The sequence below is a fragment of the Streptomyces sp. ICC1 genome (assembly GCF_003287935.1).
Lineage (GTDB): Bacteria > Actinomycetota > Actinomycetes > Streptomycetales > Streptomycetaceae > Streptomyces > Streptomyces tritrimontium.
The window spans coordinates 8246445-8270065 of sequence record NZ_CP030287.1; the positions used below are offsets into that span (position 1 = coordinate 8246445).

Here is a 23621-nt window from a genome sequence, read left to right on the forward strand (position 1 = left end):
TTGTAGAAATCGGGCATGTTCTGGGTCCTGTTCCTGCTCTTGGCCTGGGCAGGGGTGCTGATCGCGTGCACCCGCCTCCTGAGAGCCGCCGGCGAAACCGCGGAGCCCGCCGACGGGCCGCCCGCCGACGGGCGCCCGCGTCACGACGAGCTCAGCCTGTACGAGGCCGCGTACCTGGCCGGCGGCCCGCGGCGGGTGGCCGAGCTGACGCTGCTCTCGATGCAGCGCCAGCGGCGGCTGCTGCTCGCGCACACCGGCTGGGCCACCGTGCTCGACCCGGTGGGGCGCGATCCGCACGAGCGGTCCGTGCTCGGGGCGTTCGGGCCGGACGGCCAGGAGCCGGTGGTGTCCGTACGGGCGGTCGCGGAGCGGGATCCGGCCGTACGGGACCTCGCGGACCGGCTGGGCGAGGCGGGCCTCGCGCTGCGCGCCGGGACCCGGCAGGACATCGGCGAGGGGATCCGGTCGGTCCGCCGGGCCACCGGACTGGTACTGGCCATGACGGTGGCCGCGCTGTGCGTGCCGACGCCCGGGACCACGACCACGATCGTCCTGTGCTGGTTCTCGCTGCCGCTGATCCTGGCCCTGGGGTGCCTGGCCATCGCCCGCGTCGAGGGGCACGCGCACTCCTCCTGGGCCTCCCCCGCCGGCCGGCGGCTCCTCGTGGAGCTGGAGCAGGAGCGGGGCGGCCGGGGCTCGCTCGCCGCGGTGGCCCTGCGGGGGCCGCGCGCGGTCGACGACCCCGAGGTGCGGGCGGCGCTCGCGTACGGCAGGCGGGGGCCGATTCCGCGGCAACGGGGGCATTGAGCGCGACACCGGCCGGTGATCCTGTACAGGGGGCCGCTCGCCGGATCTCATCGGACCATCCGAAGAGATGAGGGTCCGTCATGCGCGGGACGAGCCGAGGGCGCCGCACCACACTGGTCCTCGCGCTGACTTCCGTCCTGGCGGGTCCGCCCGCCGCGGCGGCCACGGCCGAGGGCCCTCCCCCGCCCCCGGGCTCCGCCGCCACGGCGACGGCCGCCGCCGAAGCCGCCGGGGCCGAGCTCGTCGCCCGGCGGGCGGCGGCCGCCGCCCGCGCGGCCCCGGGCCGCCCCCCCGCGGGGCGCGGGCTGGACTTCGGGCGTCTTGGCTCATGCTCTCCTCTGCCTGCCCGTCCTCGGTTCGGTGTCCCCGGTCCCTCTGACACAGACGGCCGGAAGTCCTCAAGGGTTCCACGGTCCATGGCGTACCGGAACCAATCCGAAGAATGGGACCTGCTGGGATGAACACCGAGCAAGTCCCGCCTTACCTGCGGTTTCCCCTGCGGGCGCGAGGCGGCGCGGGCGGCTGCGCCGGGTGCGGCGTGGGGCGCACACGACCACCGCCTCCGCCGCCTCCGCCAGCGCCGTCCTGTCCGTCCCCGCCGCAGCCCCGGCCGAGGCGGCCGCCCACTACGCCGCCCGGCTCGCCTTCGAGGCCGACGTGTCCGACGTCCGCGCCGACCTCCTCGCTGGCGTCCCCGGCATCGTCGTGGTCGACTCCCGCAGCGAGGAGGGCTGGAACCAGGGCCGCATCCCCGGCGCACTGCACATCCCGACCGCCCGGATCGCCGAGCTGGCCCCGTCCCTGATCGACCCCGCCGCGACCGTGGTCACGTACTGCTGGGGCCCCGGCTGCAACGGCGCCACCCGCGCCGCACTCGCCTTCGCCCGGCTCGGCTACCAGGTGAAGGAGATGCTCGGCGGTTTCGAGTACTGGGTCCGCGAGGGCTTCGCCTTCGACACCGCCCAGGGCCCCGACCAGCGCCGGGTCGACGACCTGACCGCCCCGCGCTCGGGCATCTCCTGCGCCTGCTGAACGGCGAGGGCGGGTCGTCGGGCGGGCCGGTGGAGCGGGTCGTGGGGCAGGCCGTGGGGCGGCCGCGCACCAGGGACCGATCCCGCCCAGGACGACCCCCGCATCACCCCGCCCGAGCACCACGCGGTCGGCGTGCACGCGGTGATCAACGCGATGCTGATGGCGCGGCGGCAGATGGGCGTCGTACGCAGTGCCCGCACCCTCCTGCGGGTCAACCAGCCCGACGGCTTCGACTGCCCGGGCTGCGCCTGGCCCGAGGAGGGCAAGGTCCACCGGGCCGAATTCTGCGAGAACGGGGCCAAGGCCGTGGCCGAGGAGGCCACCCGGCGGCGAGTCGCGCCCGAGCTCTTCGCCCGGCACCCCGTGGCCGAGCTGCTCGGCATGTCCGGCCACTGGCTGGGACAGCAGGGCCGGCTCACGCACCCGATGCTCCTCGAAGAGGGCGCCGACCACTACGTCCCCGTCGACTGGGAGCGGGCCTTCGAGATCATCGGCGAGGAGTTCGCCGCCCTGGACTCACCCGACGAGGCCGTCTTCTACACCTCCGGGCGCACCCCGAACGAACCGGCCTTCGCGCTCCAGCTCTTCGCCCGGAAGCTGGGCACCAACAACCTCCCGGACTGCGCCAACATGTGCCACGAGGCCACCGGGGACGCGCTGGTGGAAACCCTCGGGGTCGGCAAGGGGAGCGTGTCCCTGGAGGACGTCCACCGGGCCGACCTGGTGATCGTCGCCGGACAGAACCCGGGCACCAACCACCCCCGGATGATGGCCGCCCTGGAGGAGACCAAGGGCAACGGCGGCCGGGTCATCAGCGTGAACCCGCTCCCCGAGGCGGGCCTGGAACGGTTCAAGAACCCGCAGCGCCCGCGCGGAGTCGTCGGCGCCGGCACACAACTGACCGACCTGTTCCTGCAGATCCGCGCGGGAGGCGACCTCGCGCTGTTCCGCGCGCTCAACCTGCTCCTGCTGGAGGCCGACGACGCGGACCCCGCGGCCGGCGTCATCGACCGGGCCTTCATCGCGGAGCACACCCTCGGCCACGCGGCTTGGGAGGCGGAGGCCCGCACCACCGACTGGGACGAGGTCCTCGCCGCCACCGGCCTGCCCCGCGAGCAGATCGAACAGGCCGCGCGGATGGTGCTCGAAGCCAAGAGCGTCATCGTGTGCTGGGCGCTCGGCCTTACCCAGCACAAGCACTCCGTGCCCACCCTGCGCGAGGTCGTCAACTTCCTGCTCCTGCGCGGCAACGTGGGCCGCCCCGGCGCCGGCGTCTGCCCGGTCCACGGCCACTCCAACGTGCAGGGCGACCGCACGATGGGCATCTACGAGCGGCCCGCCGAGGCCTTCCACGAGGCGCTCGGCAAGGAGTTCGGCTTCACCTCGCCGCGCCGCCACGGCTACGACTCCGTCAACGCCGTCAGGGCGATGCGCGACGGCAAGGTGAAGGTCTTCGTCGGCATGGGCGGCAACTTCGTCGCCGCGGCCCCCGACACCCCGGTGACCGAGGAAGCCGTACGCCGCTGCGCGCTGACCGTGCAGATCTCGACCAAGCTCAACCGCTCGCACCTGGTCACCGGCCGCCGGGCCCTGATCCTGCCGACCCTGGGGCGCTCGGACGAGGACCGCACGGCGGCGGGGCCGCAGTTCGTGACCGTCGAGGGCTCGATGGGCCTGGTGCACGCCTCGCGCGGGCGCATGGCGGGCGGACCGGCGCTGCGCTCGGAGACCGCGATCGTCTGCGCGATGGCCCGGGCCGCGCTCGGCCCCGCCGACGACGTGCCCTGGGAGGAGTTCGAGGGCGACTACGACCGGCTGCGCGACCGCATCGAGCGGGTCGTCCCCGGCTTCGAGGACTTCAACGCCCGGGTCCGGGTGCCCGGCGGATTCGCCCTGCCGCACGCGCCCCGCGACGAGCGCCGCTTCCCCACCCGCACCGGCAAGGCCAACTTCACGGTCAACGCCATGGTGGTCCTCGACCTCCCCGAAGGCCGGCTGCTCCTGCAGACCCTGCGCGGCCACGACCAGTACAACACCACCGTCTACGGCCTCGACGACCGCTACCGCGGTGTCCACGACGGACGCCGCGTCGTCCTGGTCAACCCGGCGGACATCGCCGCGCTCGGCCTGACCGAGGGCGCCCACACCGACCTGGTGTCCGAGTGGCCCGACGGCCGCGAGCGCCGGGCCGCCCACTTCAAGGTGGTCTCCTACCCGACCGCGGTCGGCTGCGCCGCCGCCTACATGCCGGAGGCCACCGTCCTGGTGCCCCTCGACCACACCGGGGACATCAGCAACACCCCCGCCTACAAGTCGGTGGTCATCCACCTCGAGCCGGACAGCGGCCCGGACGCCGTCGTGGTGATCTGAGGGCACGGCGTCAGCCGATGTCGACCACCCGGGCCCACGCGGGCGGAGAGTCCGGGACGTAGTCGGGATTGTCCTCGTCCCAGGACTCGGAACCCCGGAAGAGGCCCACCACCGTGCGGCACGGCGGTCGGCTGTCCGGCCAGGGGGTCTGCCCGTCGGTCAGGACCACGATGACGTCGGGGCGCGGGCCGCTCCGCAGCGCCTTGGCGAAGCCCGCGCGCAGGTCCGTGCCACCACCGCCCAGGAGCGGGATCCCCTCGGCCCGGGCCAGCGGGTGCGCGATCCGGGCGGCGGCGTCGCACGGCACCACGGTGATCAGGTCCCGGCGGCCGCCCACGGCACGGGAGATGGCGGCGACCTCGTGCAGGGCGCTGCCCAGCTCCGCGTCGCTGACCGACGCGGAGGTGTCGATGATCACGCTGACGCGCGGCGGCCGGCGCCGGAGGCTCGGCAGGACCACGCCGGGCAGCCCGGCCGAGCGGCGCGACGGCCGCCCGTACGTGTAGTCCTCGCCCGCCCCCGAACCCGAGGTCGCCGAGCGCACCGCCGCCCCCAGCAGCTCCCGCCACGGCTGCGGCGGGTGGAAGGCCTCCTCCGCCCAGCGCCGCCATCCCTTGGGGGTGTCGCCCGGCCGGCCCCTGATGCCCTGCGCCACCCGGAAGCGGACCGCGTCCCGTTCCTGCGCGCTGAGGCCGTACGCGCCGTCCGGGCCCAGGTCCCACTCCCGGTCCAGGCCGTCGGCGCCGCTGCCGCAGTCCAGCCAGGCCAGGTGCTGGGTGTGCGGACCGAATCCGAACATGCGCAGGTAGTCCTCCATGAGCTCCCCCTCGGGCAGCCCCACGTGCCTCGGGTCCACGGCGTCCGGGGGCCGGACCAGCCCGTCGCCGAACACGTCGTCGTTGATCTCGAAGTCCGCGGCGATGTTCATCCGCAGCCGTTCGCCCGGGCCGGTCAGCCCGCGGGCCCGGGCGACCCGGTCGCTGCGCCCGTGGTGGTCGCGCAGCAGGTGGGACACCTCGTGCACCCACACCCCGGCCAGTTCCTCCACCGGGGTGCGGTCGACGAACGCGGGGGAGACGTAGCACCGCCAGTGCCGGTCGACGCCCATCGTCGGCACCCGCCGCGACTCCACGACGTGCAGGGCGAAGAGTGCGGTGGCCAGGTAGGGCCGGACCCGGACGGCGTGCAGGCGGGCGGTGAAGAGTTTGCCGAGGTCCAGCGCACCCGTCCCGTCCGGCGTTCCTGTCCCGTCCGGTGTCCCCGTCCCGTCCGGTGCCCCTGTCCCGTCCGGTGTCCCCGTCCGGTCCAGCGTCCCCGTCTCGTCCGGCATCATCGGCCGCCGTTCGCCGCGCCCGCCATGGACCGGGCCGCCACCCGGTCGGCGCGCCGGGACAGGGCCACGGCTCCGGAGAGCCGCTCGATCGACTCGGGGACGTCCCAGTCCTCGCGGCGCAGCGCGGCGAGCGTGGTCGCGGGGACGACCACCAGGTCGGGGGCCCCGGTCTCCATGGCCCGGGCCAGGATCGCCCACGCCGCCTCCCACCGGGACTTCTCCGGGCGTTTGCGGACCGCCGCCACCACGCCGTCGAGCACGGCCTGGCGCAGGTCCCCGCGCTCGGGCAGGACGGCGCTCGCTGGGTCGGCGAGCAGCACCTCGGGGTCCGGGAGGTCCATCCGGTCCAGGCCGGCCAGCAGTTCCAACCCCGGACCGTCGCCCACGGTGCCCCTGACCAGGAGGGAGAGGACCTCGCGGGAGGAGCCGGCCGCGGTGGCGAAGGCGATCAGGGACAGCGTCATCTCCCAGCTGCGGGGCGACGGCCAGGGGCCGCCCCGGCGGGCCTCGCCGGTGGGGAGCCGGTGGACGAGCTCGGGGCGGGCGGTGAGGAGCCCGCACACCGCGCGGCGGGCGAAGGCCACGGCTTGCGGCAACCTCGAAGGGTCGAGCAGCGGCAGGGTCGCCGTGGGCCAGGTCCCGCCGAGGCCGCGTACGACCACGTCGGGGTCGTGGGTCCACTGGAGGTGGACGAACCGGTTGGCCAGGGGCGGGCTCAGCTCCCAGCCGTCGGCCGCCGAGGACCGCGGATTGGCGGCGGCGACGATCCGTACCTCGGGCGGCAGCCGCAGGGCGCCGATCCGCCGTTCCAGTACGAGGCGGAGCAGGGCGGCCTGGACGGCCGGCGGCGCGGTGGACAGCTCGTCCAGGAACAGCAGTCCCCGGCCGGCCCGTACGAGGCGCACCGCCCAGTCCGGCGGTGCCATCGGGACGCCCTGCTCGGCGGGGTCGTCCCCGATGACGGGCAGGCCGGAGAAGTCGGACGGCTCGTGCACGCTGGCGATCACCGTGGTCAACGGCAGGTCCAGGGAAGCGGCGAGCTGGGTCAGGGCCGCGGTCTTGCCGATGCCCGGCTCGCCCCACAGGAGTACGGGCAGGTCCGCGGCCACGGCCAGGGTCAGGGCCTCCAACTGGGTGTCGGGGCGGGGTTCGGTGGTCGTGTCGCGCAGCAGGGCCAGCAGCCGGCCGGCCACCTGGAGCCGGGAGGGGGCGGCGGTGTGTGAGGCCTCGGTGGTGTCCGGGGAGGGTCAGATGGGAAAAGGGGAGAGGGGCCGACACCGTGGAGGCCTTCGCGGCCGGCTCCGAGGCGCCCTCGGGGGTCATGGTGATGTCGGCGAAGGCCATCCGCTTGCCGAGTTTGGTGATCCGCACGTCGACCAGCCCGTCGGCGCCGACCACCGGCCGCGGGAAGCTGGTGGGCTGCTGGACGGTGGTCATCGGGCCGTAGGCCCCGCGCGCGGCGGAGACCGCGATGACGGTGTCGGTGTCGGTCTCAGGAGCGGCCGCGGGCCCGGGCCGGTCTCCGTCAGCGTGCCGCCGCGACGGCCGTGGCCGGGCCGACGCCGGTGAGGGACTCCGCCCGCGCCCAGAGCCGGGCATTGGCCGCGGGGTCCAGGGCGCCGCGGGTGATGCGGGCCTCGGCGCTGGGGCCGACCAGCCCGAACCGGCCGCCCGGGCCGTAGTAGCCGCCGGCCGCCGCGTCCGGGCTGGTGGCGGCGTGGAGCAGCGGCTCCGTGCCGGGTCCGACCTCCTGCTTCGGGAGGAGGTCCACCGCGCTGACGATCCGGTGCCCGAGCGAGGGCCGGCCGGTGAGCAGGCTCGCTCCGGCGGTCTGCAGGTTGGTCTTGGTGTAGCCGGGGTGCGCGGCGGTGCTGCGCAGCGGCCAGCCGTGCTCGGCGGCGAGGACGGCCAGGTGCCGGGCCATCATCAGGTCGGCCAGTTTGGACTGCGCGTACGAGCGCATGGGACTGTAGCGCCGCCGCTCCCACTGCAGGTCGGCGAAGTCGATCCGGCCGAAGTTCGCCGTGCCGCTGCTCATCGTGGCCACGCGCGGGGCGGGGGCCGCGAGCAGGGCGGGCAGCAGCCGCACGGTCAGGGCGAGCGGGCCGAGGAAGTTGCTGCCGAACTGGAGCTCGAAGCCGTCGGACGTGGTCATCCGGGTGGGCGGGGCCATCACCCCGGCGTTGTTCACGAGCAGGTCGAGCGGGGTGCCGTCGGCGAGGATCCCGTCGGCGAAGGCCTCGACCGAGGCGAGGTCGGCCAGGTCGACGCGGCGCACCTCGACCCGGGCGCCGGGGTGGCGGGCCAGGATCTCGGCGCGGGCCCCGTCGCCCTTGGCGGGCGTACGGACGGCCAGCACCACGCGGGCTCCGGCCTCGGCGAGGCGGCGGGCGGCCTCCTTGCCCGTACCGCTGTTGGAGCCGGTCACGACGGCGAACTTTCCGGACTGGTCGGGGACGGCGTACATGGCGGGCTCCTCGAAGGCGGAAGTGGGTGGGGGACGGGCCGACGGGCCGGACGGGTGGATCCGTAGGCTCGTGGATCCCGGATCCCGATAAGAGACCGGCGGTCTGCCATCCCTCTCCGAAGCTAGCAGACCGCCGGTCTGATAACAACAGACCGCGGGTCTCTACGCTCTGTAAGCTGTCGTCGTGACCACGCCCACGAATTTCCAGCGCGCCCGCAGCGAGGAGCAGCGCGCCGCCCGCCGGCGGACCATCCTCGACGCCGCCGCCGCCATGCTCACGGAAATGCCGGTCGCTCAGGTCACCCTGAACGAGCTCGCCAGGCGGGCCGGGCTGGCCAAGTCCAACGTGCTGCGCTACTTCGAGTCCCGCGAGGACGTTCTGCTCGAACTGCTCGACGGCGCCACCCGCGAACTGCTCGCCCACCTCGACGGCGCGCTCGCCGAGGCCGTCGACAGCGCCCCGCCCGCCGAGCGGCCCGACCGGCTCGCGGCGTGCCTGGCGCGGGCGCTCGTCGAACGGCCCGTCCTGTGCGACCTGATCAGCGCCCAGGCCGCCGTCCTGGAGCGCAACGTCTCCCCGCAGGTCGCCGCCCAGTACAAGCGGGCCGCCATCGCCAACGCCACCGCGCTGGCCGAGCGGGTCGCCGCGCACCTGCCGGAGCTGGGCACGGCCGACTCCTTCCGCTTCGTCGCCGGGACGGTCATGGTCACCGGGGCCGTCTGGGCCCACGCCCATCCCTCGGCCGCCATGCTCGCCGCCTACGAGGCCGACCCCGCGCTCGCGGTGCTGCGCCTCGACTTCGGCGCCACGCTGCGCGAGACGCTGGAGGTCCTGCTGTCCGGGCTGCTGGCGCGCGCGCAGCGCGCGGCTCTGGGATCGTTGACGGCGGGGGACGATTCCGCCCGGCGCGACAGGGCATAGGACACGACAGCGCAGCATGGGACGCGACAGCGCAGAGGAGCGGTCATGTCCGGACAGTTCGAGGCGAGCGTCGAGATCGACCGCCCCGCCGAAGAGGTCTTCGCGTACCTCGCGGACGGGCGCAACGACCCGGAGTTCAGTCCGCGAGTCCAGCGGATCACCCGGATACCGGACGGCCCGACGGCCGTCGGCACGGTCTTCCGCAGCACCGTGAAGGACGCGGGGATGAAGACGGGCCGCGAGTTCGCCATCACCGTGCTCGACGCGCCGCGGCAGATCCGGTGGGCGGAGATGAGCAAGAACCTGGTCACCGCGGAAGGCGGCTACGACCTGGAGGAGCTCCCCGGCGGCCGCACCCGGGTCCGCATCTTCAACACCCTCACGGGCCACGGGTTCGGCAGACTCCTGGTCGGCCTGGCCCTGAGCGCGGCGCGCAAGGACGCCCCCGGCTTCGGCCGCCGCATCAAGGCGGCGGTGGAGGCGTCCCCGCGCACGAGCTGAAGGCAGGTCCGGTTCGGAACCGGCTCGGAACCGGATCAGAGCCGGATCAGAGCCGGATCAGAGCCGGATCAGAACCGGTTCGGTCCCGAGGGCGGGAACGGCAGCGGCTTCGGCGGCGCCGCGTCGGGTCCGGGCCGCAGGGGTGAAGTGCCGGGAACCGTCCGGCAGTTCACGTCCTTGGCCGGCAGCTTGCCCGTGACCAGATAGGCGGTGACCGGCGCGGTGGCGCAGGAGTTGGGGTCCGCCAGGTACACACCGTGGCCCTCACCGCCCAGCGCCAGCACCATCCGCGACCCCCTCAGCGCCTCGTGCAGGCCCCGGCCGCTGACCAGCGGGGTCTGTGAGTCCCACTCGTTCTGCACGGTCAGCACGGCGGCCCGCTTCTTCATCGGCGTCGCCGGCTCGAGCGGCCGCTGCCAGAAGGCGCACGGCTTGATGTTCGAGGCGAAGTCCCCGTAGAGCGGGTACGCGGCCTTGTCGCGGACCGCGTCGCGCCGGTAGCGCTCGGGGTCGCGCGGCCAGGAGTCCGTGTCCCCGCACACCACGCTCCAGAAGACGGCGATGCCGTTGTCGGCGGCCGGCTCGGCCGTGGCGGGCTTGCCGGCGGCCGGCCGGGCGGGCGCGGCCTTCCCGGAGAGCGCCCGCTTCATGTCGAAGTCCGGGCCGAGGGCGCCCGACGCGCTGCCCGGCTTCCCCTCGGCGGCTTCCTTCAGCGCCGCCACCAGCGGTGTGGCCTCCGCGGGGTAGAAGAACAGCGCGCGCGCCGCCCGGATGTCGTCGCCGCCGATCTTCTGCCCCTGGAAGTCGATCGGCTCCCGCTCGGCGCGCGCCACCAGGTCCCAGAAGGTCTTGGACACCGCTGCCGGGCTGTCGCCGAGGTGGTACTGGTCCGCGCGCTCCGCCGCCCACCGCGTCCACCGCTTGAAGGCCGGCTCGGCCTCCGTCGCCCACACCCGGATCATGTCGCGCCAGATCAAGTCCGGGTCGACCCCGCTGTCGAGCACGAACCGGTCGGTGCGGTCCGGGAACAACTGCGTGTACACCGAGCCGAGGTAGGTCCCGTACGAGTACCCCAGGTAGGAGATCTTCCGCTCGCCCAGCACCGCGCGGATCGTGTCCATGTCGCGCGCGGTGTTGCGGGTGGTGATGTACGGGAGCACGGAGCCGGCCTTCTCCCGGCACTTGTCGGCGACGGTACGGGCCCACGCCACGTCGGAGGGGAAGGTCTCGGGCCGGTACGCCCGGTCGAAGTTCTGCTCGGCGTCGGTCAGTCCGCAGCTGACCGGGCTGCTGGCGCCGACCCCTCGCGGGTCGAAGCCGATCAGGTCGTACCGCTCGCCCACCTCGCGCGGCAGCGCCTCCCCGAGGCTCAGCGGGAGGTCGAGCCCGCTGCCGCCCGGCCCGCCCGGGTTCATCAGCAGGACCCCGTGCCGCTTCGCCGGATTGGTGCTGCGCACCCGGGATATGGCGAGGTCGATCGTGCGGCCCTCGGGGCGCCGGTAGTCGAGCGGCACCTTGAGGGTGGCGCATTCGTACGAGGCGGGCTGGTCGGCGCTGCACCGGTGCCAGGCGGGCTTTTGCCGCAGGTACTCGGCGTCGGCGGGCGCGGCGGAGGCCTGGGCGGCCGCGAGCAGCGGCACGGAGCTCGCGAGGAGCCCGGCGGCGGCCACGAGGGAAGCCAGTCGTTTCTTGCGCACGGGGGCCGTTCCTTTCGGGAGGGCGGTTGTCGCTCCACCCTGGGGCACGCGGCGGCCCGGGCGAATCCCTCCGTGGTGTGGGTCGCCCTCGTTCTCGCGAATGACCGGAATTCCGGACAATCGGCCGACACGCCGGTGGTTTTGTCCCTCCGTCAGCCAGGGGAGGAGCCGTCACCGGGCAGTCGGGCGTGCGGCACCGTAGCAGCCATCCGAGGTGTTGCCCGGATGTTTGTCCAGTCGTGATGGGGCTTCAGGAAGGGGGTCCGGTCGGGCATTAGCGTCCCTTGGCACCCGGGGGTCCGGTGGAGCGGCGCGCGGCCGCTCCCGGGCCGCGCCGGGAGCAAAGGAGGCACAGTGCTGTCGATCCGCCGGTCGAGCGTCGCAGGAATGTCGGTCGCCTCGCGCCACGTGATGGGGACGGGCATCGTCATCGGCGCCCTCGCCCTCACGCTGATCGCGCTGCTGATCCCGGTGCGGAGTTTCGGCGGGAGAGCCGTGGCGGCCGCCCCGGCCCCCGCCCTGGCCGCGGACGACGACGGAGCCGGGGTCATGAGCACCGGCTTCGGGCCGCTCACCCCGCAGGACCGCGACTTCGTCCGCAAGGTCCGCCTCGCCGGGCTGTGGGAGCTGCCCGCGGGCCGCCAGGCCCAGGAGCGGGGAACCCGCCAGTCCGTGCGGACGGCGGGGGAGCACCTCGTGGAGGGGCACGCCGAACTGGACCGGCGGGTCCTGGAGGTGGGCCAGGCCCTCGGAGTCGAGCTGCCCGACCGGCCGAGCCCCCAGCAGCAGGCCTGGCTCGACCAGTTGGACCGGGCCGGGGGAGCCACGTACGAGCGGCTGTTCATCCAGCTGCTGCGCCGGGCGCACGGAAAGGTGTTCACACTCGTCGCCCAAGTGCGGGCGCAGACCCGCAACTCCATGGTCCGAGAGCTCGCCACGGACGCCAACGCCACGGTCCTGGACCACATCTCGGTCCTAGAGGCCAGCGGGTTGGTGGACTTCGACGGCTTGGCGGACACGGTGCCCGCTCCCGGCTCCCCCGGCTCCCCGGCCCCGTCCCCCGCGACCAACCCGTCCGCGTCCGGTGACGTCGCGGGCGCCGCGGCCCGGACGGCCCCGGGCGCGATCTCCAGGCGCCCGTACCCTCCGATCCGCGCGGGCGGCTCCCGCCCGCCGGCCCGGACCGCCTCCGGGGGGTGGCCGACTGCCCGGCCGACCACCGCCGCCGGGGTACGGGGGCGGGGTGGGGCCCGGCCCGCCACGGAAACCTCGTCGAAGGGGCGGGCGGGCTCCAGCCCTGCCCGGGGCGTCGGCGGCGTCAGTGTTGTATAAGGGGGAGGGCCTTGACCGAACCCGCGGCCGAGACCCCGGCCGGGGCCGTGAGGTCGAGTGCCGCCTCCGGGTCCGGTAGGGGGAGGGCCGCCGGAGCGGTGGCGGTGGGGCGCTTCATTCCGGGGCCTCCCTGGCGCGGTGACGCGTACGTCCGCTCGGTCCGTCCGGTCGAAACGGGGAGCAGGCCCCCGGTTCGTGGGGACTCTCGTTCAAACGGGGAAGGGGTCCCCGGTTATTTCACCCTCCCGTGTGACCTGGGTCACACCACAGCAGCCCCTCCGGTCCCGTTTGGCCTCTCCCGGCGCGCGGGCACGCCCGGGCCGTCGGAGGGTGATCGCACAGAGCGCAGTCCGGACCCGGCCGGCTGCCGCGGACCCGAAGGCCGATCTCCATGCCGCAGACGCGCCACCGGATACGCAAGCCACGCCGCACCAGCGCCTACATCGGCATCACCGCGCTGGCCCTCGGCGTCACGGCGACCGCGAGCGCGGGGATATCCAGCCGCGGCCATTCGGCGGCCGGCCCCAAGGCCGCGACCTCCGCCGAATCGATGCTCGCGCCCTGCCGGATCTCCGGAGCCATGGGCGTGCAGATGTCCGAGGGGCTGCCGACGCCTCCCGGGTACTCGCGCTCGACCGGCGAGGTCCGGGCGCTGAACCTGATGATCGACTTCCCCGACGCCAAGGGCGAGGGCACGGCGACCGACCGGCTGGCGGAGTTCTTCCCGCAGACCTCCGACTGGTTTCGCACCAGCTCCTACGGGCGGCTCAGCTACCGCGCCGAGGCGCCCATAAGGAACTGGCTGCGGATGCCGATGCCCTTCGCGGCGTACGGGATCGGGCGCGGCTCCCCGTACGAGCCCGGCTACCGCCAGCTCGTGGAACACATCGTCAAAACCGCCGACGCCGAGGTCGATTTCTCCCGGTATGACCTGATCAACATCCTGGTCACGCCGAACGCCGGGCCCTCCGCCCTCGACACGGTCCTGTCCGTCACCTTCTCCGGCAACCCCGAGGCCCCCGTGGCCGACGGCGTCCCGCTCGCCAACACGTCCTTCGTCTACAGCCGCCAGGACGACGGCTCCGGCTCCTACCGGGAGACCGGCTACCGCGTCCTGCCCCACGAGAACGGGCACGTGTTCGGCCTGCCCGACCTCTACACCGCCGACGGCGGGGGCACGGTCGGGCACTGGGACATCATGAGCGAGGACTGGGGCGCCAACAACGACCTGCTGGGCTGGCACAAGTGGAAGCTGGGCTGGCTCGACGGCTCCCAGATCAGCTGCGCCGGAAAGTCCGGCGTCAGCGACCACGTGCTGTCCCCGCTCGCCGTCGAGGGCGGCACCAAGCTGGCCTTCATCCCGGTGTCGGAGAGCGCCGGGTACGCGGTGGAGGTGCGCACCCGGGCCGGGAACGACGAGGCCATCTGCAAGCCCGGGGTCCTCATCTACAAGGTGGACTCCGAGGTGGACACCGGCCGCGGGCCCGTCACCGTCTCCGACAGCTCCCATGCGAGCGGAGGGTGCACCCGGCGGCCCAATGTGCACGCGGAGCTCTCGGACGCGCCGTTCCGGCCGGGCGAGACCTTCACCGACGACAAGGCGGGCATCAGCGTCTCGGTCGTGGGCGAACTGCGCAACGGCAGCTACCAGGTGCGGGTCATCCGGCCGTGACCCGGCGCCCGCGCCCGGCGTCGGGCCCGGCGTCCGGCCCGGAGTCCGGCCCGGCGTCCCGCCCGGCGTCCCGCCCGGCGTCCCGCCCGCAGCCCTTGGGCCCGGCCGAAGGGCCCGGGCCGGACCGGCCCTCGTGCCCGGCAGGCCGCCGCGGTGGCCTGCCGGGAGCGCCGCGAGGTCGAGTCGCTCGGCCCGCCGGTTCGCGACCTCCGGCCCCCTGCCCGACCGGATCCGGGCGGCGATGGTTGAGTGGACCAGCCGTGTCACACCGTAGGGAGACCCCTTGAAGGCCTTCGCGCTGCGCCGGACCGGCGAGCCGCCCGCCGTGGCGGACCGGCCCGTTCCCGAACCCCGGGCGGGCGAAGTCCTCGTACGCACCTCGGCCGCGCTCATCTGCGCCTGGGACGGGCACACCGCCGCCGGAGCGCCCACCGGGCTCGGCCACGAGGCCGTCGGCACCGTCGAGGCCATCGGCCCCGGAGTCTGCCCGTCCTACGTCGGCCGGCGCGTCGGGGTCGAGGGCCACGGGCGGCTCGCCGAGTTCTTCCGCGCCCCGGCGGCCGGAGCCGGGCTCGTGGCGCTCCCCGACAGCATCAGCGACCACCAGGCCCTGTACGCGGCCGGCTCGCTGCCCACCGGCTTCGCCGCCGCCGAGGAGTCCGGACCGCCCCCGGGCGGGAGCGTCGTGGTCTTCGGGCAGGGCGCCGTCGGGCTCGGCGCCACCATCGCGGCCGGGCGGCTGCGCGGTGCGCGCGTCATCGCCGTCGAGCCGGAGATGAAGCGGCAGCGCCTCGCCCTGCGGTTCGGGGCGGACGTGGTCATCGATCCGGCCTACGAGGACACCGCCGAGCGGATCCTGGAGCTGACCGGCGGCGCCGGCGCGGACCGGGCGATCATGGCGACGGCCTCGCCCGCCGCCGCGAGGGCGGCCCGCGAAGGGCTCTCCGGCGGCGGCCGGATCACCTACGCCCGCTGCCGGCCGCCGCAGAGCAGCGGCGCGCGGTTCGCGCGGGCCCTGCGGCTGATCGGCGAGGGGCTCGTGAACCCGACGGTGATCACGACCCACGAATTCCCCTTCCACCGTGTCGAGGAGGCCTTCGCCCGGCTCGTCGCCCGGGAGCCCGGCATGATCAAACCGGTCATCCTCTTCCCCCGCCCGAGCTGATCCGCGGCCTGATCCGCGCCCCCCAGCCACGACCCGACCCGCGACCCGATCCGCCGTCCGGAGCCCGCTCCGTGAAGGGACCCCCGTCATGCCCAGCACCCCCGAAGAACGCCTCGCCGCCGCCGGACTGAAGCTCCCGCCGACCCCCTCGCCGGTCGCCGTCTACGTCCCGGCCGTCCAGAGCGGCCACTACGTGTACACCTCGGGCCAGCTCCCGATGGTCGACGGCTCCCTCCCGCTGACCGGCAAGGTCGGCGCCGAAGTCACCCCGGAGCAGGCCAAGGAGCTGGCGCGGCAGTGCGCGCTGAACGCGCTGGCCGCCGTCGCCTCCGTCTCCGGGGACCTGTCCGCCGTCAAGCGCGTGGTCAAGGTCGTCGGCTTCATCGCCAGCGATCCCCACTTCACCGGCCAGCCGGGCGTGCTCAACGGCGCCAGCGAGCTGCTGGGCACCGCCTTCGGCGACGCCGGCATCCACGCCCGCAGCGCCGTCGGCGTGTCCGTGCTGCCGTTGGACGCCCCCGTCGAGGTCGAGCTCGTCGTGGAACTGCACACCCCTATGGGCGTCTAGTGCTGTGGCCGGGAAGGTTTGCCGGGTCGCGGTGTCCGGTGCGGTGCATCGCAAGGCGGAGGACCACGCCTCGTACTGGACGTACCGGTGTGGTCCGACAACGCGGCGAGGTGCCGTGCCGGGCGCCGCGACCCGGTGAACCTTTCCGGTCACAACACTAGTGCTGTGGCCGGCTCTTTCGTTTGACGGCTGTTGACGGTGGGATCGACGCGCCCGATCACGCACCCCCGCGGGGCGAGCGGCCGCCGCGCGAGCCGCAGTACTGCTCCCACGTCCAGACGAGCTGGCGGCGGGCCATGACGGCGACCGCGTGGCGGCGGTACTTCGCCGTTCCGCGGACGTCGTCGATCGGGTTCGTCGCCCCGGAGGCGAGGTCGCCGAACTGCTTGACGACCGACGGGGTGATGACCTCGCCGGACTCCCAGAAGCCGCCCTCTTCGAGCACGGCGTTCAAGAACTCCTCGGCGGTCTTCGCCCGGATCGGAGTGGGGGCCGCGGAGCCGATGCCGGTACGGACCGTGCGGGTCGCGGGGTGCAGGGCGAGGCCGAACGCGCAGACGGCGATGACCATCGCGTTGCGGGTGCCGACCTTCGAGTACTGCTGGGGGCCGTCCGCCTTCGTGATGTGGACGGCCCGGATCAGCTCGTCCGGGGCGAGCGCGTTGCGCTTGACGCCCGTGTAGAACGCGTCGATCGGGATCAGGCGGGATCCGCGTACGGACTCCACCTCGACCGCGGCGCCCGCCGAGAGCAGCGCGGGGTGCGCATCACCGGCCGGCGAGGCGGTGCCGAGGTTGCCGCCGACGCTGCCCCGGTTGCGGATCTGCGGGGACGCGACCGTGTGCGAGGCGAGCGCGAGTCCCGGAAGCTCCGCGCGCAGGCTCTCCATGATCCGCGTGTACGGGACGCAGGCGCCCAGCCGGACCGCGTCCCCGCCGACCTCCCACTCACGCAGCGCGGCGATGCGGTTGAGGTCCAGGAGCTGTTCGGGCCGGCGGTGGTCGAAGTTGATCTCGACCATCACGTCCGTGCCGCCCGCGATCGGGACGGCCGTGGGGTACTCGGCCTTCGCGGCGAGCGCCTCCTCCCAGCTGGCGGGGCGAAGGAAGTCCATGTGGGGGGCTCTCATTCGTCGTACCTGTGGGGCAAGTGCGGCCCCCGGGGCGGGTGTTCGACAGTCACCGATCCCATGAACCATGGCGAGCGGACTCAAACCGATTTCCGTGGAATTACCCCAACGTAAAGTCCTGACCTGCGGTTCTGTGGGATGTCGAACAGATCGGCCCGGTTGCGGCGCATGGCAGGGTGGAGCCATGAGGCTGCGTGATCTGCTGTCGTCCGAAGCTCTCCCCGGGCTGCCCGAACTGCGCCTGCTCGGCGGCGGCGGGCACCTCGACCGGCCCGTGCTCGCCGCCGTGACCATCGACCTGCCCGACCCGGGGCGCTTCGTGTCCCCCGGGGACCTGGTGCTGTCCGGGCTGGCCTGGCGCCGCAAGGACGCCGGGGCCGGCCAGTGCGACGCCTTCGTACGCGTCCTCGTGGAAGCCGGCTGCGCCGCACTGGGCGCGGGCGAGGCCAAGTTCGGGCACGTGCCCGCCGATCTGGTGGAGGCCTGCGACCGGCACGGGCTGCCGCTGCTCGCGGTGGGCGTGGAGGTGCCCTTCACGGCCGTCACCGAGTACGTGGCGCGCAGCCGGGCCGGGGCGCGGGTCGGGAACCTCGCCGCGCTGGTCGACCGGCACCGGCGGTTCACCGCCGACCGGCAGGCCGGGGCAGGGGCCGACGCCCTCCTCGAGCTGATGCTGGCCGAGCTGGACCTGCGGGCGTACATCCTCTCCCCCACGGGCCGGCAGATCGCGGGTGCGCGGCCGCCGCTGCCGGAGAAGACGGCCTCGGCGCTGGCGGGCCGGTTCCTGGCCGCCGAGCGGGCGGGCGGGCCCGCCCCGCACCGCACGGTCGCCCGCTCCACGGCGTACTCGCTGTTTCCGGTGCGCACCGGGCCGGACGCCGGGGCCGCGCCGACCGACTGGCTGATCGCGGTCGAGGCCGACTGCGCCGACTGGGGCCGCGAGCGCGTGGACCTCGTGGAGCGGCTCGCGCGGCTGGTCGCGGTGGAGCGGTCCGGGCGCGACACCGACCGCACGGCGCGCCGGAGCACCGCCGGGCGGCTGCTGGCCCTGTTGGAGCCGCACGGCGGGGGCGGGCCGGGTGGAGGGTAGGGCGGGCGGGCGGAGTCAGTCCAGCCGGTCGGCGGCCTCCTCCTCGCTGAGGGCGTCGATCTCCGCGATCAGCAGTGCCTCGATCCGGGCCGCCAGGGCTGCCGGGGTGGGGCTCTCGAAGACGTCGCGGATCGACACGTCGAGGCCGACGCCCGCCCGGATGCGGGCGGCGACCCTGGTGACCAGGAGCGAGTCCCCGCCGAGGGCGAGGAAGTCGTCCAGTACGCCGACCTTCGGTACGCCGAGCACCTCCTGCCAGAGGTCGACCACCAGGGCCTCGGCATCGGTGCGGGGCGCCAGGTACCCGGCGGCGGCACCCGCCGGGTCCGGGTCGGGCAGGGCCGCGGCATCGAGCTTGCCGTTGGCGGTGAGCGGGAGGGTGTCGAGCAGGACCACGGCGTCCGGCACCATGAAGGACGGCAGGCGCAGCGCCAGGTACTCGCGCAGTTCGCCCGCCCGCGGTGCGGCCGGGCGCGGGACGGCGTAGGCGATCAGCCGGCGGCCGTCGCGGACCAGGACGGCCACCCGGCCGACGGCCGGGTGGGCGGTGAGGGCGGCCTCGATCTCGGCGGGCTCGATCCGGTATCCGCGGATCTTCACCTGGCCGTCGGCGCGGCCGAGGAACTCCAACTGCCCGTCGGTGCGCCACCGGGCGCGGTCGCCGGTGCGGTACATCCGGCCGTCCGGGGCGTCGGCGAACGGATCCGGGAGGAAGGCCTCCGCGGTCAGCTCGGGCCGGGCCAGGTAGCCGCGCGCGAGGCCTTCGCCGCCGATGTACAGCTCGCCCTCGGAGCCGGCGGGCAGCAGGCTGCCGCGCTCGTCCAAGACGTAGAGCCGCACCCCCGGCAGCGGACGGCCGAGCGGCGGGCGCCGCTCGGCGGCGGGCCCGCCACCGAGGCCGCCACCGAGGCCGCCACGGAGTTCGCCAGCGTCACCGCCACCGAGGTCGCCCGCGGTGACGATGACGGTGGCCTCGGTCGGGCCGTAGGTGTTGACCAGCCGGACGGTGTCGCCGTGCCGCTCCCGCCACCGGGCGAGGGTGACGGCGCGCGCCTCGGAACCGCCGAGGACCACCAGGCGCAGGGCCGGCGGCCACGGGGCCTGGTCTCCGAGCGACACCAGCTCCTCCCAGTACGCGGTGGGCAGGTCGAGTACGGTGACGGACCGGCCGGCCTCGCCGCGCAGCAGGTCGGGCAGCATCCGGCCGCCGCCGGGCAGCAGGACGACACAGGCGCCCGCGGTGAGGGCGGGCCAGATCTCCTCGGCGTGGGTGTCGAACCCGATGGAGGCGAACTGGACGATCCGGTCGCCCGGCCGAAGCCGGTAGCCCTCCGGTCCTGCCATCCACCGGACGCGCTCGGCCAGAGCGGCGTGCTCGACGGCGACGCCCTTGGGGGCGCCGGTGGAGCCCGAGGTGTAGAGGACGTACGCGAGGCCGCCCGGGTCGGTCCCGGGCAGCGCGGCCCCCGCGTGCCCCGTGCTCCCGGACGCGATGCCCGCGGCTCCGGCCGGCTCGGTCCCGGCCTGCCCGGGCCCGGTGTCCGGATCGTCGACGGCCAGCACCGGGACCCCCAGGTCCGGATGCTCGCCCGCGGTGAGCAGCAGGGCGGCGTCCGCCTCGCCGAGCATCAGCCGCTGGCGCTCGGCCGGGTGCGCGGGGTCGAGCGGCAGGTAGCCCGCGCCGGCCTTCCAGATCGCCAGCAGGGCGGTGACCAGTTCGAAGGACGGCTCGATCCGGACGCCCACCGCACGGCCGGCCACCGGGCCCAGTCGACCTGCCAACTCATCCGAGGCGCGGTCGAGTTCGGCGTAGGTACGGACGCTCCCCGCGCACTCCAGGGCGGGTGCGTCGGGGCGGGCGGCCACCTGGTCGGCGAAGCCGCGCAGGATCGGGCGGGGGGCCTCGGTGACGGCGGGTCCGGCGCCGAGGGCGAGCAGCGCGGCGCGCTCCTCGACGGCCAACAGCCAGTCACCGTGCAGCGGGACCTCCACGTCCACGACGGCTCGGGCGAGCAGGTCGCGTACCCGGCGCGCCAGAGCCTCGACCGTGGGGCGCTCGAAGAGCTCCCGGTCGAAGCAGAACGAGAGCGTCATCCCGCCGTTCGGGGTGCGCCAACTGTCCAACAGCAGATCGGTCTTGGCCCGGTCGAAACCGGAGTCCATGTCCGCCGTCCGGACGCCCGCGGGCAGCGAGGTCCGCTCGTCGGCGCCGGCCAGCTCGTACTGGCTCTGGTGGACGAACACCGCCTGGTAGAGCGGGCCGACGCCGGGCAGCACGGGCAGCCCCAGTTCGGCGGCCACCCGCTCGACCGGGATGTCCTGATGGCTCAGCGCGGCCATCGTGGCGGAGCGCACCCGGCGCAGCACGGTGCGGAAGTCGGGCTCGCCGGTGAGGTCCGCACGGATCACCCCGGTGCGGGAGAAGTAGCCGAGCAGGGCCTCGTGGGCGGTCTCGTTGCGGCCGGCCAGGGGGGTGCCGACGGCGAAGTCGTAGTCGCCGCTCCAGCGGGCCAGCACGCTCTGGTAGGCGGCGAGCAGCACCATGAACGGGGTGCAGCGCTGCTCGCGGGCCAGGGCGTCGAGCCCGGCGACGAGCCCGGGGTCCAGGGGTACACCCCCTGGACCCCGGGCTCCGCCGGATCAGACCACCGGCCGGCCAGGCCAAGCGCGCGCAGGTCAGGCCACCCGGTCCCGCCACGGGAGCTCCGCCGTCACCACCGTCCCCGCACCCTCCGGGGAATCCACCACCAGCACCCCGTCCACCGCGCCGAGCCGCTCCGAGAGCCCCGCCAACCCCGACCCGGCCAGGGCATCCGCCCCGCCGCGCCCGTCGTCCGACACCCGGATCAGCAGCCGCCGCTCCGCCCGCCACACCTCCACCGAGGCGCCCCGCGCCTGCGGCCCCGCGTGCTTGCTCACGTTCTGCAGCAGCTCCGAGACCACGAAGTACGCGATCCCCTCGATCGCCTCCGCCGGCCGCGCCGGCATGTCCACCGACACCTTCACCGGCACCAGGCACCGCGAGGCCACCGACGACAGCGCCGCGTCCAGACCCCGGTCGGTCAGCACCGCCGGGTGGATGCCCCGCGCCAGGTCCCGCAGTTCGCGCAGCGCCAGCTTCACCTCACCATGCGCCTCGTCCACCATCGCCGCCGCCCCCTCGGGGTCCTCCAGCAGCTTCTCCTTCGCCAGGCCCAGCCCCATCGCCAGCGCCACCAGCCGCGCCTGTGCCCCGTCGTGCAGGTCCCGCTCGATCCGCCGCAGGTCCGCCGCCGCGGTGTCGACGACGACCCCGCGGTCGGACTCCAGCTCCGCGATCCGCCGCTCCAGTTCGTCCGAGGGAGACAGCAGGCCCCGTACCATCGCCCGGTCCACGTTCGCGAGCCCCCGCACCACCCACGGCAGCACCGGCCACAGCACGAACAGCCCGGTCAGCGCCACCGTGAAGGTGAGCACTGCCCACGGCAGCCGGATCAGCTCGAACAGCACGGTCCGCCACGCCACCGAGTCCTTGAGGCTCGCCCACAGCCAGGGGAAGAATCCGCCCGAGCGCGCCGGCCCGGGCATCGGGCTCGGCTCGTCCACCCGTACGCCCAAGAGGTCGCGCGCCCGGGCCCGTTCCAGCCGTCCCAACTGGCGAGACAGGAACAGGCCGCCCGCGAACAGCGGAAGACCGATCGCGGTCACGGCCAGACCACCCGCGGTCGACACCATGACGACCGTGTAGACGAACCCGATGAGGGCGGCGGGGAAATTGCTCAGCAGGTACGCGATTTCCTTCCAGGTCCCGGCACTGAAGGGGGCGCGGACGGGAGGAGGGGTGTCGCCGTCGGGGGTGTGATCGGTCGCGGTCATGCGCCCACCCTGTCAAGCGCGCGGACCCGATGCCATGGGGTAGCCGGGCCGAGGTAAACGGGGGATAACCCCACCCCGTCGGGCCCAGGCCCTAGACTCCCGTCCGTAACAGATCAACCTGATCGTCGACAGTCGCCGAGGAACGAGGAACGGACGTGCCCGAACCGACGGTATCGACCGTGACCGTGCTCGCTGCGGACTACTTCCGGACGTATTCGGTCGTCGGCCTCCTGGCCGCGCTCGGTGTGCTCTTCGTGGCGGTGGCGTTCGGCGCCGGCCGCCTGCTGCGGCCCAACGTCCCGACCCGCGAGAAGCTGCTGACGTACGAGTGCGGTGTGGACCCGGTGGGCGAGGGCTGGGCGCACACCCAGGTCCGCTACTACGTCTACGCCTTCCTCTACGTCATCTTCGCCGTCGACTCGATCTTCCTGTTCCCGTGGGCGACGGTGTTCGCCGCCGCCGGTTACGGCGCCACGACGCTGGTGGAGATGTTCATCTTCCTCGGCTTCCTGGCCGTCGGCCTGCTCTATGCGTACAAGAAGGGCGTCCTCGAATGGCTGTGACTCCGGCCGGTACCCCGGCCGTGCCGTCGGAGCCGCAGCTGCTCCCGGAGCCGAAGAGGCTGGGAGTGCTCTCCCGCCTCGCGCCCGAGCCCATGAAGGTGGTCCTCAACTGGGGCCGCCGCTACAGCCTGTGGGTCTTCAACTTCGGCCTCGCCTGCTGCGCCATCGAGTTCATCGCGGCCTCGATGGCCCGCCACGACTTCATCCGGCTCGGCGTCATCCCCTTCGCGCCCGGACCGCGCCAGGCCGACCTCATGATCGTTTCCGGCACGGTGACGGACAAGATGGCCCCGGCCGTCAAGCGGCTGTACGAACAGATGCCGGAGCCGAAGTACGTCATCTCCTTCGGCGCCTGCTCCAATTGCGGCGGGCCGTACTGGGACTCGTACTCGGTGACCAAGGGCGTCGACCAGATCATCCCGGTCGACGTCTACGTCCCGGGCTGCCCGCCCCGCCCCGAGGCGCTGCTGCAGGGCATCCTCAAGCTGCAGGAGAAGATCGCCCGCGAATCGCTGGCGGAGCGCTACGCGACGACGGCCCGGCCGTCGCCCGCGCAGCTCACCAGCGGCCTGGTCACCCCGCCGGCGGCCCCCGGGGCGGACGCGTGAACCTCTACGACTCCCTCCCGGACGCGGCGGGAACGGTCTTCGGCGAGGAAGCCGTGGGCTCGTACGCCTACTCCGTCCTCACCGTCGACGTCCCCACCGCCAGCTGGATCCCCGCGCTGGAGATCGCCCGCGACAAGCTGGGCTGCACGTACTTCGACTGGCTGAGCGCGGTGGACGAGCCGGGCACGGGATTCCGCATCTGCGCCCACGTCGTCTCCCTCGAGAACCACCGCGTACGCCGCCTGCTGCTGCGGACCACCGTCCCGCACTCGGCGCCCTCCCTGCCCTCGGCCGTCGCCGTCTACGCGGGCGCCGAATGGCACGAGCGCGAAACCTTCGAGATGTTCGGAGTCGTCTTCACCGACCACCCGAACCTGGTCCCGCTGCTCCTCCCCGAGAACTTCGAAGGCCACCCGCTGCGCAAGGACTTCGTCCTCGCGGCGCGCGTCGCCAAGGCCTGGCCGGGAGCCAAGGAGCCGGGCGAGGCGCACGACCCGGACGCCCCGAAGC

General features: G+C 74.2%; 21 protein-coding genes and 1 pseudogene. 14 read left to right on the forward strand and 8 right to left on the reverse strand.

What is annotated here, in order from left to right; all coding sequences use genetic code 11:
* Positions 1-15 precede the first annotated feature (15 nt).
* From DRB96_RS38645 to DRB96_RS38660, 3 genes are all read left to right on the forward strand, one after another.
* Positions 16-807: a TIGR04222 domain-containing membrane protein gene (locus DRB96_RS38645; RefSeq protein WP_112452591.1), complete on the forward strand. Its 792-nt coding sequence runs from the start codon at positions 16-18 to the stop codon at positions 805-807.
* A 531-nt stretch (positions 808-1338) separates the two neighbouring features.
* Positions 1339-1839 carry a rhodanese-like domain-containing protein gene (locus tag DRB96_RS38655; protein WP_204357924.1) on the forward strand — a complete coding sequence of 167 codons (501 nt, stop codon included), beginning with the start codon at positions 1339-1341 and terminating at the stop codon, positions 1837-1839.
* Between the two features lie 102 nt (positions 1840-1941).
* Positions 1942-4209, forward strand: coding sequence for an FdhF/YdeP family oxidoreductase (locus DRB96_RS38660; RefSeq protein ID WP_112452592.1), 2268 nt, complete (start codon positions 1942-1944; stop codon positions 4207-4209).
* Between the two features lie 10 nt (positions 4210-4219).
* Here DRB96_RS38660 and DRB96_RS38665 read toward each other — a convergent pair whose 3' ends face one another.
* Together DRB96_RS38665 and DRB96_RS38670 are read right to left on the reverse strand one after the other, a co-directional pair.
* A complete protein-coding gene (locus DRB96_RS38665; RefSeq protein WP_112454294.1) occupies positions 4220-5539 on the reverse strand; it encodes a VWA-like domain-containing protein in 1320 nt (439 codons plus the stop codon).
* The gene (locus DRB96_RS38670; RefSeq protein WP_112452593.1) at positions 5539-6735 is read right to left on the reverse strand and encodes a MoxR family ATPase; all 1197 of its coding nucleotides are present in this window, start codon (positions 6733-6735) and stop codon (positions 5539-5541) included. Before DRB96_RS38670 ends, DRB96_RS38665 begins: the two co-directional genes overlap by 1 nt.
* A gap of 86 nt (positions 6736-6821) precedes the next feature.
* On the opposite strand from DRB96_RS38670, the gene DRB96_RS43440 reads away from it, so the two are divergent.
* A complete protein-coding gene (locus DRB96_RS43440) occupies positions 6822-6989 on the forward strand; it encodes a hypothetical protein (RefSeq protein ID WP_162689133.1) in 168 nt (55 codons plus the stop codon).
* Positions 6990-7067: 78 nt separating this feature from the next.
* On the opposite strand, the gene DRB96_RS38675 is transcribed toward DRB96_RS43440, so the two are convergent.
* The gene (locus DRB96_RS38675; RefSeq protein WP_112452594.1) at positions 7068-8009 is read right to left on the reverse strand and encodes an SDR family oxidoreductase; all 942 of its coding nucleotides are present in this window, start codon (positions 8007-8009) and stop codon (positions 7068-7070) included.
* 184 nt (positions 8010-8193) lie between these two features.
* On the opposite strand from DRB96_RS38675, the gene DRB96_RS38680 reads away from it, so the two are divergent.
* On the forward strand, positions 8194-8931 hold the full coding sequence (locus DRB96_RS38680; protein WP_112452595.1) for a TetR family transcriptional regulator: 738 nt from the start codon (positions 8194-8196) through the stop codon (positions 8929-8931).
* A 45-nt stretch (positions 8932-8976) separates the two neighbouring features.
* Entirely contained in the window at positions 8977-9432 is a 456-nt protein-coding gene (locus DRB96_RS38685; protein WP_112452596.1) for an SRPBCC family protein, read from the forward strand.
* A 68-nt stretch (positions 9433-9500) separates the two neighbouring features.
* Here the strand turns inward: DRB96_RS38685 and DRB96_RS38690 are convergent, their stop codons facing one another.
* On the reverse strand, positions 9501-11129 hold the full coding sequence (locus tag DRB96_RS38690) for an alpha/beta hydrolase (RefSeq protein ID WP_112452597.1): 1629 nt from the start codon (positions 11127-11129) through the stop codon (positions 9501-9503).
* Positions 11130-11516: 387 nt separating this feature from the next.
* On the opposite strand from DRB96_RS38690, the gene DRB96_RS38695 reads away from it, so the two are divergent.
* Positions 11517-12461, forward strand: a complete 945-nt coding sequence (locus DRB96_RS38695; RefSeq protein ID WP_112452598.1) for a DUF4142 domain-containing protein — start codon at positions 11517-11519, stop codon at positions 12459-12461.
* Here DRB96_RS38695 and DRB96_RS46135 read toward each other — a convergent pair.
* Positions 12448-12579 (reverse strand): hypothetical protein, encoded by a 132-nt coding sequence (locus DRB96_RS46135; RefSeq protein WP_275432052.1) that lies wholly within the window; start codon positions 12577-12579, stop codon positions 12448-12450. The two genes, DRB96_RS38695 and DRB96_RS46135, sit on opposite strands and share 14 nt — an antisense overlap.
* 273 nt (positions 12580-12852) lie before the next feature.
* Here DRB96_RS46135 and DRB96_RS38700 point away from each other — a divergent pair, with 273 nt between their 5' ends.
* The 3 genes from DRB96_RS38700 to DRB96_RS38715 all read left to right on the forward strand — a co-directional run bounded on the left by DRB96_RS38700 (position 12853) and on the right by DRB96_RS38715 (position 15866).
* Positions 12853-14133: a M6 family metalloprotease domain-containing protein gene (locus DRB96_RS38700; RefSeq protein WP_112452599.1), complete on the forward strand. Its 1281-nt coding sequence runs from the start codon at positions 12853-12855 to the stop codon at positions 14131-14133.
* Between the two features lie 283 nt (positions 14134-14416).
* The gene (locus DRB96_RS38710; protein ID WP_112452600.1) at positions 14417-15298 is read left to right on the forward strand and encodes a zinc-binding dehydrogenase; all 882 of its coding nucleotides are present in this window, start codon (positions 14417-14419) and stop codon (positions 15296-15298) included.
* A gap of 88 nt (positions 15299-15386) precedes the next feature.
* Complete coding sequence (locus DRB96_RS38715) at positions 15387-15866, forward strand: RidA family protein (protein ID WP_112452601.1); 480 nt, start codon at positions 15387-15389, stop codon at positions 15864-15866.
* Between the two features lie 217 nt (positions 15867-16083).
* Here the strand turns inward: DRB96_RS38715 and DRB96_RS38720 are convergent, their stop codons facing one another.
* Positions 16084-16980 carry a xanthine dehydrogenase family protein subunit M gene (locus tag DRB96_RS38720; protein WP_112452602.1) on the reverse strand — a complete coding sequence of 299 codons (897 nt, stop codon included), beginning with the start codon at positions 16978-16980 and terminating at the stop codon, positions 16084-16086.
* Between the two features lie 199 nt (positions 16981-17179).
* Between DRB96_RS38720 and DRB96_RS38725 the strand changes: the two genes are divergently transcribed.
* Positions 17180-18085 carry a PucR family transcriptional regulator ligand-binding domain-containing protein gene (locus DRB96_RS38725; RefSeq protein WP_162689134.1) on the forward strand — a complete coding sequence of 302 codons (906 nt, stop codon included), beginning with the start codon at positions 17180-17182 and terminating at the stop codon, positions 18083-18085.
* A 15-nt stretch (positions 18086-18100) separates the two neighbouring features.
* Here DRB96_RS38725 and DRB96_RS38730 read toward each other — a convergent pair whose 3' ends face one another.
* Together DRB96_RS38730 and DRB96_RS38735 are read right to left on the reverse strand one after the other, a co-directional pair.
* Entirely contained in the window at positions 18101-20692 is a 2592-nt protein-coding gene (locus tag DRB96_RS38730) for an amino acid adenylation domain-containing protein (protein WP_275432094.1), read from the reverse strand.
* A 69-nt stretch (positions 20693-20761) separates the two neighbouring features.
* A complete protein-coding gene (locus DRB96_RS38735; RefSeq protein ID WP_112452605.1) occupies positions 20762-21940 on the reverse strand; it encodes a sensor histidine kinase in 1179 nt (392 codons plus the stop codon).
* A 155-nt stretch (positions 21941-22095) separates the two neighbouring features.
* On the opposite strand from DRB96_RS38735, the gene ndhC reads away from it, so the two are divergent.
* The 3 genes and pseudogenes from ndhC to DRB96_RS45485 all read left to right on the forward strand — a co-directional run.
* Positions 22096-22503 carry an NADH-quinone oxidoreductase subunit A gene (gene ndhC, locus DRB96_RS38740; protein WP_112452606.1) on the forward strand — a complete coding sequence of 136 codons (408 nt, stop codon included), beginning with the start codon at positions 22096-22098 and terminating at the stop codon, positions 22501-22503.
* Positions 22494-23111, forward strand: a complete 618-nt coding sequence (locus DRB96_RS38745) for an NADH-quinone oxidoreductase subunit B (RefSeq protein ID WP_112452607.1) — start codon at positions 22494-22496, stop codon at positions 23109-23111. The genes ndhC and DRB96_RS38745 overlap by 10 nt, the downstream gene beginning before the upstream one ends.
* A gap of 53 nt (positions 23112-23164) precedes the next feature.
* Positions 23165-23494: pseudogene (locus DRB96_RS45485) on the forward strand (NADH-quinone oxidoreductase subunit C); the annotation flags it as partial.
* Positions 23495-23621 lie beyond the last annotated feature (127 nt).